Below are 10,121 nucleotides of genomic sequence, written 5' to 3'. Positions count from 1 at the left end.
CCTGCTACCGAGCCCACGACTTCGCCACCGTCCTACGCGGCGCCCGCCACCAACGCATCACCCCCTACACCCCACGCCACAACGGCAAGGTCGAACGCTACAACCGCATCCTGACCGAGGAATTCCTCTACACCCGCGCCTGGACCAGCGAACAACAACGCACCGACGCCCTCACGGTCTGGAACGTGCACTACAACTACCATCGGCCCCACACCACCGCCGGAAACCGACCACCAGCCACACGGCTCCACACCGGCGTCACCAACGTCATGGCCTCATACAACTAGCCTGTCGAATGGACCTGCCTCGCCTGGCCGATGGTGCCGCCGGGCGAGGCAGGATTCATCTGTGGCAAAGGTCAGCAGACTCGCCAGGTTCGGGCGTTGGGGCGGGTGCCGACGCCGGTGTCGTTGATTTTGGAGAGGGCTTGGTTGGCGTTGAGGATCTGGCCCGCCGAGTTGTAGAGGATGGTTTGGGTGTTGTTGGTCTGGTTGTTGTGGATCGACCCCGTGCTGGAGGTGAACGGGGCGGTCAGTGTGATCACGTCGCAGGTTGTGCGCGACAGCCGGGTGCCGTTGTAGTTCGTGTCGCTCCACAAACAGGCGTACAGGTAGGTGCAGTTGGCCGTGCCCAGGGCGGTCATGGGCTCGTCGACGGTCCGCGCGGCGGGTTCGCCGGGTAGCGGGAAGGTGAGGAGGGTGCGGCCGTCGTCGAAGGCGATCTGGTTGACCCGCACCTGTCTTCCGGCTCCGTAGTCGTGGAGGTGGGTGTCGATCAGGGCCTGGAGGGCCTGCAGCTGGGCGGTCGTGTAGGTGGGGGCCGGGGTCGGGGCGGGTGGTGCGGCGGCGCTCACCGCGCCGCCCGCGGACACCAGGGTCAGGACGGCGACCATGATCGCCGCTCGCCAGGGGATTCGCATGGTTGTTCGCCCTTTCTTCGCGGGTGATCCGCAATCACGGTGGCCCGACCGGACGCGGGCGGCAATGGCATACCGGCGGTGCGACCGCGATGGGCCACGACGATCGGCGCGATGGGTGAAGTGGCCCCTTGGCGGCGGACCGGGCGCGTGCCAGGATGGAATCCGATGTGGAGGGTCGGGCTTTTCGGCGGCGCGGGATTTTGATGGTTCAACCTGGGCGATAACGTTGCAGCAGTGACGTTATCAGGTGAATACTGGGTGTTTTGGCCCCTTTCTGCGCGACCCTCGCCTGCGACAGGCTGGGCCGATGAGATACGCCCACATCGTGCACGTCGCGTTGGTCGCGACGTTGTCGTTGGTGACACCCGGTCAGAATCCCGTGAAGCTGCACAGCGTCCTCGCCACCGGCGCCACCGGTTACCTCGAACTGCGCAACACCTCGACCGCCGAGATCGACCTCTCCGGCTGGTCCGTCGAGTCCTGCGTCGGACGGACCACCACCACGGTGGCGAAGCTGCCCGCGGGCACCTCGCTCGGCCCCGACGAGCGGCTCGCCATCGCGGGCATCTACGCCATGCCGGAGGACCCGGCGCAGATCTCCGTGCCCGCGGTCGACGGGGACGGGTACCGGCTGCTCACCAGCCGGGGGGTGCTCGCCGACCGGGTGTCGACCGTCGCGGGGTCGCCGTGCCGGGAGGCGGAGGCGGCGCTGGCCTGTGCCACCGGTCTGGTGCTGACGCGGGACGCGCGCAGTACCGACACCGACGACAACCGGCGCGACTTCGGCTGTGAGCTGCTGCCGTCATGAGGCATGCCGTCGAGGACGGGATACCCCCGTCGCCGGGGGGCGGGGGGCTCGCCGTGACGACCACGCAGCGGTTCGTGGCGCGGTTCGTGGCGCGCGACAGCGCGGCCATCAGCGAGCTGTTCACCGAGCCGGTGGACTGCTGGTGGGTCTCCTCGGTGCCGGGGGCGCCCTGGCACGGACCCGTGCGCACCCGGCGGGAGGTGGAGGCGTTCTTCCTGTCCATGCACGGCGCGCTGACGTTGCGCCGGGTGGTCGTGCACAGCCTGGTGGCCGACCGGTCGGCCGCGGTGCTGCTGGGCCGGATGGACGCCGACGCCGCGACGGGCGGCCCGGCGTTGGTGATCGAGTTCGCCCTTGCCCTGCAGCTGCGCGAGCGGCTGATTCGGGAACTCCGCTGGCACCTGGACCCTTCTCCGTTCACCGAGGGATTCGACCCGCGCGGTGGCTGAATGTACCGCCGGTATCACCGGGACGCTGCTGGTCGTGAATAACCTTCTCCTGCGAGGATCGCGACACGACAGACATGCCCACAGAAAGGCTTTGCCATGTCGCAGGAATCCCCGTCGACCAGGCCGGCCAGGAGACCGGTCTCGATCAGCGACTGCCTGCCGCGGCTGCGGCAGGCACGCGGGATGTCTCAAGTGGACCTCGCGGTGCGGCTGCACCAGGTGTCCGGCAACGACAGCATCACCCGGGAGGCGGTCTCCCGGTGGGAACGGGGCAAGCGGATCCCGGGCCCGTACTGGCGCGGCTGGCTCGGGCGCGTGCTCGACGTGCCCGTGCCGGTGCTTGAGCACGCGGCGACCTCGGCCCGCCGGATCCGGGCCGTCCGCGCGGTGGATCCGGTCGTGACTATTCCCGAATAGGTGGCCAGAAAACCGGCCCCTTTCGGGGATATCGGCCTGCGGACCACAGTTGTCACCGCCGCGATTTCCTCCCCCACTCGCGGCGGGAAATCCTCAAGAGATGACGAAAGAGGTCCAGTCATGCGTCGAATCCTGACCACCGCAACCGTGCTCGCCGCCGTCGCGGCAGCGGTGACCACCGCGAGCCACGCGTCCGCGTCGCCGGAGCAGGCTCCTGGCCAGGAAATGGCCGCGGGCCCCATCCTGGTCAACGAGGTCGCCTCCCGCGGGCCGAACGGCTCGCTGGACGAGTTCATCGAGATCCGCAACGTCAGCAACGCCCCCGTGGACGTGAGCAACTACGTCGTCCGCGTCTACACCGCGACCAACGTGGTCGTCGCGCCCATCTCGCTGGTGGGCATCGAACTGGCCCCGCGCGGCAACGAGGGCGACCTGCTGACCCTGACCGGGGCGTACTTCTCCGGCACCATCGCCTCCGGGCAGACGCTGCCCTACATGCTCCCGAACGTCGAGGGCATCCCGGACAACGGCGGTGTCGCGATCTACACCCTCGCCGGTGCCAAGGTGGACGGCATCGCGTTCTCCAACAGCGTTCCCGCCGCCCGTGAGGGCAGCCCGGCGCAGTCCCTGCTCAGCGTGCCCGACCAGCTCGCGCCCGCCAGCGCGCGGGACATCCTGAGCACCGACACCGACAACAACCGGAACGACTTCACCCGGCACGTCCGGACGCCGGGCGCGCTGAACTAGTCCACCGCGAGTCCGGCTCACCCCCGCGGCGGCGGGTGAGCCCAGGGCCCCGACCGGAACACCGGTCGGGGCCCGTCCGCGCGTGGCGCGTAGTCGCCGCCGGCGACTTGCCGCCGGGGGAAACTGTTCCCGTAGGGGCAATCGTCCGTTCATCCTCGAATAACCCTGCCCGAGGAGGAACGATGAAGCTCTCCCGACACCTGGCGGTCGCCACCCTGGTCGCGGCCTTCCTCGTCGGCCACGACGGGACCGCGGGAAGCGCCAAGGCACCACCTGGCGCACCACCCGGTCCCACCGACGACGGCACCCGGATCACCCTGATCACCGGCGATGTGGTCGACTACCGGCAGGACGACGGTACCGTGCGCGTCGACCCCGCCGTGCGGGCCGACGGCTCCAGCCCCACGTTCGCCACCATGACCACGCGGGACGGCCTGTTCGTCTACCCGTCGGACGCGGTGCCGCTGGTGCGTTCGGGCGAGCTGGACCCGGCCCTGTTCGACGTCCGCGCGCTGCTGGCCGACGGCAGACAGGACGCGACGAGCCCGACCATCCCGGTGATCGCCCGCACCGACGGCAAGGCCACCTCGCTGGCACCCCGCGTGCGGCTCAAGGGCGGCATGGGCACCCGGGTGGAGAAGTCCCGCGCCCCACAGTTCTGGCATTCGCTGACCACCGGCGGGCTCGGCGTCGCCAAGCTCTCCCTCGACCGAAAGTTGCGGGTCGCCGGCGCGGACACGGTGCGCAGCACGAACATCACCGCCCAGAAGCTGGGGCTGGACGGCACCGGCACGCGGATCGCCGTCGTCGACACCGGTGTCGACTCAGGACACCCGGACCTCAAGGACAAGGTGGCCGCGGCGGAGGACTTCACCGGCAGCGGGGACACCGGCGACCACAACGGCCATGGCACGCACGTCGCCTCCACCATCGCGGGCAGCGGCGCGGCCTCCGGCGGTCGCTACCGCGGCATCGCCCCTGGCGCGACCCTGTTGTCCGCCAAGGTGTTCGACGACACCGGCTCCGGTGAGATGTCGCAGGTGATGGCAGGCGTCGAGTGGGCGGCCGGGCAGGGCGTGGACGTGCTGAACCTCAGCCTCGGCGGCGGCGTCACCGACGGCTCGGACCCGTTGAGCCGGCTGGTGGACGAGCTCTCGGCAAGCACCGGCATGCTGTTCGTGGTGGCCGCGGGCAACTACGGCTCCGGCGACCGGACCGTCGCCACCCCGGGATCGGCCGCCTCGGCCCTCACCGTCGGCGCGGTGGACGGCGCGGACAAGCTGGCCTGGTTCAGCAGCCGGGGCCCGCGACTGGGCGACGCGCTGGCCAAGCCGGAGATCGTGGCGCCGGGCGTGGGCATCGTGGCCGCCCGCGCCAGTGGCACCTCGATGGGCGACCCGGTGGACGAGTACTACACCTCGGCCGACGGCACCTCGATGGCGACCCCACAGGTCGCGGGCGCGGCCGCGCTGCTGCGCCAACAGCACCCGGACTGGCGCGGCCCCGCCCTCAAGGACGCCCTGGTCTCCACCGCGCGCGACGTCGGTGCCAAGTGGTACGAGCAGGGCGCGGGCAAGCTCGACATCGACAAGGCACTCAGCCAGGCGTGGATCGGTCCGGCCTCGGCGACGTTCGGCCGGGTCGAGGGCACCGACCCCACCGACCGCGCGCTCACCTACACCAACCAGGGCGATGCCTCCGCCGCGCTCAGCCTGGACCTGCGCGTCGACTCCTGGGACGGCAAGCCGTCCTCGGCGGAGACCATGCGGCTGGCGGGCGGCTCGCTCGGCGTGCCCGCGCACGCGGCGGCCAAGACCGACGTGACGGTCGACCCGGACGCCGGGCGGTTCGGTGTGTACGGCGGGACCGTGGTGGCCAAGGCGTCGAACGGGGCCACCGTGCGCACGCCCGTCAGCACCTACAACGCGCCACCGCTGATGCCGGTCTCCATCCACCTGCTGGACTCCACCGGCGCCCCGGCGCGGCAGGGCATTGTCGAGGTCATCGACGACACGCTCGGCGCCACCCGCCCGAACGACCCGTTCGCCACCGAGGACACCCGCTACGTCGACCTGGTCGACGGCGAGGGCCGGGTGATGGTCCCCGAGGGCGCGTACTCGGCGCTGGGCTGGGTCATGGAGCGCACCCTCACCACGCGCCGGTGGACCGGGCTCAGCGCGGCGGAGGTCCGCGTGGCGGCGGGCACGGACGTCACCCTCGACGCCCGCTCGGCCGTGCCGGTCGACCTGACCACCACCACCCGCACCGACCTGCGCGACCGCACCGTAGCCCTGCGCCGGATCCTGCCCGGACCGAACGGGCCGGACAGCTTCATCGCCGAGGTCGGGGCCAGCATCGGGCCCAACATCGACGAGGTCCGGGTCACTCCGGCGGCGGCCGCCAAGGTCGGCTCGATCTCGTTGCAGGACCACGCCGCGCGCGGCTCGGCGGCGGTCGACCTCGCCGTTGGCGGGACGACGCTGAACCCCGTGTACGACGTGCCGACCGTGACCGCGGCGCTGGCAGGCACGCGAGAGCTCGCACTGGTCGCCGCGGGCACGGCGGACGTGCGGGGCAAGGCGGTGGTGGCCAGGATCGCGGTGCCGCCGGGTTCCGCGGACCCGGTCGGAGCGGTCAACCAGGCCACCACCGCCGCGGCGAAGTCCGCTGCCCAGGCCGGGGCCGCCGCCCTGGTGACCTATGTGGACTCCCCGGGCGCGCTGCCGGTCCGGCTGAACACCCCGCCGTTGCCGGTGTTCTCGCTGACCAACGCCGACGGCACGCGGTTGGGCACGGCCGCGAGGATGTCGCTCACGGTGCGGGCCGTGCCGGAGGCCATGTACGACCTCGACGTGGTCGACGCCAACGGCGTGCCCGCCGATCACGAGCGCCGGATCCGGCCGGACGACCTGGTGGCGACCAAGACCTCCTACCACGCCGACCAACCGGGCCTGACCGGGCAGAAGGTCTGGTACGCCTTCCCGGACAAGAAGTGGCGAACACAGTTCAACCAGGCCGTGAAGGTCCCGCTGCCGGGCGCGTGGACGGAGTACGTCGGCCCCGGGAACGCGGACGTGGTGTGGAAGCGGACGTTGACCGCGTCCGGCACCGGCGCGGCCCTGGCCATGAACCGCTACAACGTCTACCGACCGGGGGAGCGGACCCGCCCGGACGAGCACTGGTTCGACGCACCGCTGCACTCGGCCGCGGTGGAACTGGCACCCGACAGCCCCGGGCGGTACCCGAGCGCGCAGGGTCGGTGGCAGACGCTGTGCTCGCTGTGTCGGGAGGGTGACCTGTTCACCCCCGCTCTACAGTGGACGGACGGGGACGGCTTCGTGAACCCGTACGAGAACAGCAAGTACGGCGCCACCACGACCACCCGGCTGTACCTGGGTGACCAGGAGATCAAGCCGGTGGACGAGGACATGGCCCCGTACCCCAGGTTCCGGCTCGGCGCGGGCAGTGCGGTGTACCGGCTGGAGGAATCCGACGTCATGGCCGGTGCCGGGCAACCCGGCGCACCCAGCACGGTGTTGTTCGGCCACGCCCGCCGGACCGACACCACCTGGACGTTCACGTCGAGCCGCGCGAATGACGCGCCCCCTGCGGGCTACACCTGCCGCAGCGGGTCGAAATGCGCGTTCCAGCCGCTGATCCAGCTCGACTACCGGTTGCCGCTGGACCTCGGGAACACCTTGACCGCTCGCACGTTCGACATCGCCGCCGCGGTGCACACCGGGGCGAAGAACGGCGGACCGGTGGTGGGCCTGCAGGTCGCCACCTCGACCGACGGCAAGACCTGGACCGACGCACCCGTCCAGCCCGCGGGCGGTTCGGTGTGGACGGTGACGGCGCCCGCCTACCCGGGCGGCACCGATGTCTGGCTCCGGACCCAGGCCAGGGACAGCAAGGGGAACACGGTCAGCCAGACCATCCAGGCCGCCTATCGCGGCAGGTGAGCCCTCGCCCCTGCCGCTCGACGCCCGCGTCCGTCACGACGCGGGCGTCGGGGTGTCCGAGGCCCGGTCCTGCGGGCCGCGGTCATCCGGTGCGGTCAGTCGGTGCGGTCAGTCGGTGTCCTCGGGTTCCTCGGGCGCACGGATCCACCCCCGGGCGGCGGCCAGCAGACCGGCCTGGAACCGGGTGCGCGCGCCGAGCACCGTCATCAGGTCGCTGAGCCTGCGTTGGAAGGTGCGGTAGCTCAGGTCGAGCTGCTTGGCGATGCTGCGATCGGGGATGCCGGTGGTGAGCAGAGCGAGCAGGCGCAGGTCCGTGGTCGACAACGCGGTATGGCCCACCAGACCCAGTGGTAGCGCCCGCAACCACAGGCACTCGAACAGGGCGGCCAGCGCGTCGAGCAGGGTGCTGGGCCACACCACCAGCGCCGCGCTCACCTCGCCTGCCGAGGAATCCAACGGGATCAGCCCGACCGCGGCGTCGACCAGGACCATCTTCAGCGGCGCCTCGGGCAGCACGCGCGCCTGTTCGCCCAGTGCCACACCGGCTTCCAGGTCGGCCTCCAAGGAGTGCAGTTCCAACGCGGCCCGGTCGTAGACGCCGCGGAACCGCACGCCGCGGCCGAGCAGTTCGCGTTCCAGTGGGTGCAGCACGGTCGGAGCCTGGGCGTACGGTGGACGGTCCACGAACCGGACCTCCTCCCGCACCGAGCGTAGCAACTGTTCCACCCGGCTACTGATTTCCTTCTCCCCGCGCACGGTCTCGATGAGGCCCGCGTGGTCGTTGGCTTGCGCGGTACGCCGATGGTGCTCCTGCATCTGCACACTCAACGTCCGGATCCTGGCCAGTTCCCGTTCCTTGCGCACCAGCAACGCGCCGAACCCCACCTCGGGCGTGGCCGCGGCAAAGCGGAAAGGCTTACCCGGCAGGCGTTCCACGAGTTCCAGCGCGGTCAGCCTGCGCAACGTGGCGCGCGCGGCCGCGGGCGTTCGGCCCAGCCGCGCGGCCACCTCCGCCGCGGTCGCGGGGCGCTCCAACAGGACCCGGTAGACCCGAAGGTCGTCCGGGCGTGGTTCGTCGTCGCCCGCCGCCATGGCGGTCCATGGTGGCAGACCGGGCACCCCGTCGCCTCACCCGGGTCGGAGTGCCCTTGTCCCGTCCCGCCTGTCGCAGCAGCATCAAGGAACGTGGCGGAGACTAGGGACGCGCTTCTGGTGGCCGCGGCTACGGTGTTCGAGCGGGTGGGCTACCACCGGGCGACCGTGGACCAGGTGTCGGAGCGGGCCGGGGTCACCAAAGGTGCGCTGTACGGCCACTTCGACTCCAAGTACGCCCTCGCCGTCGCGGTGCTCGACGAGCACGAACGGGCGCTCGTGCGGGCGCGCGCCCGGATGCGGATGGCGCACCGGCATCCGTTGCAGGTGCTTGTCGACCTGGGCCACCTCTACTGCGGACAGCCCGCCGCGCGGCGGATGCTGTTCGAGGCTCCGTTCTGCGACGAGCTGGCCACCGAGCGGACCGAGCGGTGGACGCGGATGGTCCGCGACCAGCTGCACCAGGTCCGCACCCGAGGCGTGCTGCGCCCGGACGTCGACCCGCTGGACGCGGCCCGCCGGATCGTGGCCGCGCTGGTCGGCGTGTGCCTGATGGCACTGGTGCTGACCCGGCCGGGAGACGTCGCCGCTCGGGTGGAGTCGCTGTGGCGGGCGTGGCTGCCCAGCCTGGTGCGCCCGGAGGCGGCGCGCACCCTCCGCCTCGGGCCGCCGGTCGAGTGCCGCGGCCCGGCCCACCCGCGCACCTGATCCGCACTGCACGGCGCGCCTCGCCCCGGCGCCGTCGACCTGTGAGGAGATCCACCGATGTCGACCAGCACGACCAGGGACCGGCTCATCGCCGCCGCGATCGACCAGTTCGACCGCCACGGTTACGACGCGACATCGCTGAACGCTTTGTGCCGCCGGATGTCCATGACGAAAGGCGCGCTGTACCGGCATTTCCCGTCCAAACAGGCGCTCGCCGCGGCCGTGGTCGAGGCGTTCTTCGAGCGCCTGCACCAAGTCCGCGGCGAGGTCGAGCGGCACGACCGCGGACCGATGGCCGCGCTGGCCGCGTTGACCGGCCGGATGTGCCGCGCGGCCGCCGAGGAGCCGCTCACCAGGGTGGCGGTCCGGCTGCTGGTGACCACCGAGCTGTTCGACCTGCTGGCGAGCGTGCACGTCATCGGCGTCACGGCCACCGTGGGCGACCTGCTGACCCAGGCCGTGCTGCGCGGCGAATTACCGGGATCGGTGGACCCGCGCGAGGACGCCCACTGCATCGTCGCCGCCATGGTCGGCGCGCAGACCCTCGCCGTACTGACCGCCGACCGCGACCACGCGGGCAAGCGCGCCGACACCTGGGAACACCTGTTCAACGACCTGACCGCGCGGGGCCGCGTGCGCGCGCCCACCGTGCGGAGCGGTGTGCCGGTGGGCGCGGGCAGGCGGGGCTACTGATCCGGACGGCGCATCCAACCACAGTGGACAGTCGGAGCCCATCCCGCCGATCATGGTCGGTTGACGAACCCGCTGCCGCCGATGTGACAGCACCACCGGCTGCGAGCAGGGTGACACACATTCGGTTCTCCGGCGTCGCCCGCACCGCGCTCCGGATCGCGAGGGTGCACGAGCGCGTCCACCCCGGCAACGGCCGCCCGGTCACCCGAATGGCCGCGGGCGCGTTGGTGGCCTGGGCGATGCTGTGCTGCCTCGGGCGGCTCGCGGGCGCTACCGGTGCCTACCGGACAAGGAGGACAAGCCGTACCTGACCCTGTCGGTGTACT

General features: G+C 71.4%; 11 protein-coding genes. 9 read left to right on the top strand and 2 right to left on the bottom strand.

The window, feature by feature from the left end; all coding sequences use genetic code 11:
- Window positions 1-287 (top strand): integrase core domain-containing protein (locus C503_RS0135240; RefSeq protein WP_018686925.1); only part of this gene is annotated, 287 nt, incomplete at its 5' end.
- Window positions 288-358: 71 nt separating this feature from the next.
- Here C503_RS0135240 and C503_RS42115 read toward each other — a convergent pair.
- Window positions 359-919 carry a hypothetical protein gene (locus C503_RS42115; protein WP_018686924.1) on the bottom strand — a complete coding sequence of 187 codons (561 nt, stop codon included), beginning with the start codon at window positions 917-919 and terminating at the stop codon, window positions 359-361.
- A 307-nt stretch (window positions 920-1,226) separates the two neighbouring features.
- On the opposite strand from C503_RS42115, the gene C503_RS0135230 reads away from it, so the two are divergent.
- The 5 genes from C503_RS0135230 to C503_RS0135210 all read left to right on the top strand — a co-directional run bounded on the left by C503_RS0135230 (window position 1,227) and on the right by C503_RS0135210 (window position 7,302).
- Window positions 1,227-1,727: a lamin tail domain-containing protein gene (locus C503_RS0135230; protein WP_026317022.1), complete on the top strand. Its 501-nt coding sequence runs from the start codon at window positions 1,227-1,229 to the stop codon at window positions 1,725-1,727.
- Window positions 1,728-1,780: 53 nt separating this feature from the next.
- On the top strand, window positions 1,781-2,176 hold the full coding sequence (locus C503_RS0135225) for a nuclear transport factor 2 family protein (protein WP_018686922.1): 396 nt from the start codon (window positions 1,781-1,783) through the stop codon (window positions 2,174-2,176).
- A 96-nt stretch (window positions 2,177-2,272) separates the two neighbouring features.
- Window positions 2,273-2,593 carry a helix-turn-helix transcriptional regulator gene (locus C503_RS42110; protein WP_084477485.1) on the top strand — a complete coding sequence of 107 codons (321 nt, stop codon included), beginning with the start codon at window positions 2,273-2,275 and terminating at the stop codon, window positions 2,591-2,593.
- A gap of 120 nt (window positions 2,594-2,713) precedes the next feature.
- Window positions 2,714-3,340 (top strand): lamin tail domain-containing protein, encoded by a 627-nt coding sequence (locus C503_RS0135215; protein WP_018686920.1) that lies wholly within the window; start codon window positions 2,714-2,716, stop codon window positions 3,338-3,340.
- A 182-nt stretch (window positions 3,341-3,522) separates the two neighbouring features.
- Window positions 3,523-7,302: a S8 family peptidase gene (locus C503_RS0135210; RefSeq protein WP_018686919.1), complete on the top strand. Its 3,780-nt coding sequence runs from the start codon at window positions 3,523-3,525 to the stop codon at window positions 7,300-7,302.
- A 108-nt stretch (window positions 7,303-7,410) separates the two neighbouring features.
- Here the strand turns inward: C503_RS0135210 and C503_RS0135205 are convergent, their stop codons facing one another.
- On the bottom strand, window positions 7,411-8,394 hold the full coding sequence (locus C503_RS0135205; protein ID WP_018686918.1) for a helix-turn-helix domain-containing protein: 984 nt from the start codon (window positions 8,392-8,394) through the stop codon (window positions 7,411-7,413).
- Window positions 8,395-8,487: 93 nt separating this feature from the next.
- On the opposite strand from C503_RS0135205, the gene C503_RS0135200 reads away from it, so the two are divergent.
- The 3 genes from C503_RS0135200 (at window position 8,488) to C503_RS46485 (ending at window position 10,106) form a co-directional block, all read left to right on the top strand.
- Window positions 8,488-9,102 (top strand): TetR/AcrR family transcriptional regulator, encoded by a 615-nt coding sequence (locus C503_RS0135200; protein ID WP_084477484.1) that lies wholly within the window; start codon window positions 8,488-8,490, stop codon window positions 9,100-9,102.
- A 57-nt stretch (window positions 9,103-9,159) separates the two neighbouring features.
- The gene (locus C503_RS43930; protein WP_018686916.1) at window positions 9,160-9,795 is read left to right on the top strand and encodes a TetR/AcrR family transcriptional regulator; all 636 of its coding nucleotides are present in this window, start codon (window positions 9,160-9,162) and stop codon (window positions 9,793-9,795) included.
- Window positions 9,796-9,905: 110 nt separating this feature from the next.
- Window positions 9,906-10,106 carry a hypothetical protein gene (locus C503_RS46485; RefSeq protein WP_156893734.1) on the top strand — a complete coding sequence of 67 codons (201 nt, stop codon included), beginning with the start codon at window positions 9,906-9,908 and terminating at the stop codon, window positions 10,104-10,106.
- The last annotated feature ends 15 nt before the right edge of the window (window positions 10,107-10,121 follow it).

This window comes from Actinokineospora enzanensis DSM 44649, assembly GCF_000374445.1.
In the GTDB taxonomy this organism is placed as follows: Bacteria; Actinomycetota; Actinomycetes; order Mycobacteriales; family Pseudonocardiaceae; genus Actinokineospora; species Actinokineospora enzanensis.
Note: the sequence above shows the minus strand (reverse complement) of the source record. Positions and strands in the feature narration are given on the sequence as shown.

Bases quoted from the DNA above. Each gene is read 5' to 3' on its own strand.
- C503_RS42115 (WP_018686924.1), bottom strand. From the start codon at position 919: ATGCGAATCCCCTGGCGAGCGGCGATCATGGTCGCCGTCCTGACCCTG.
- C503_RS0135230 (WP_026317022.1), top strand. From the start codon at position 1,227: ATGAGATACGCCCACATCGTGCACGTCGCGTTGGTCGCGACGTTGTCG.
- C503_RS42110 (WP_084477485.1), top strand. From the start codon at position 2,273: ATGTCGCAGGAATCCCCGTCGACCAGGCCGGCCAGGAGACCGGTCTCG.
- C503_RS0135215 (WP_018686920.1), top strand. From the start codon at position 2,714: ATGCGTCGAATCCTGACCACCGCAACCGTGCTCGCCGCCGTCGCGGCA.
- C503_RS0135210 (WP_018686919.1), top strand. From the start codon at position 3,523: ATGAAGCTCTCCCGACACCTGGCGGTCGCCACCCTGGTCGCGGCCTTC.
- C503_RS0135205 (WP_018686918.1), bottom strand. From the start codon at position 8,394: ATGGCGGCGGGCGACGACGAACCACGCCCGGACGACCTTCGGGTCTAC.
- C503_RS43930 (WP_018686916.1), top strand. From the start codon at position 9,160: ATGTCGACCAGCACGACCAGGGACCGGCTCATCGCCGCCGCGATCGAC.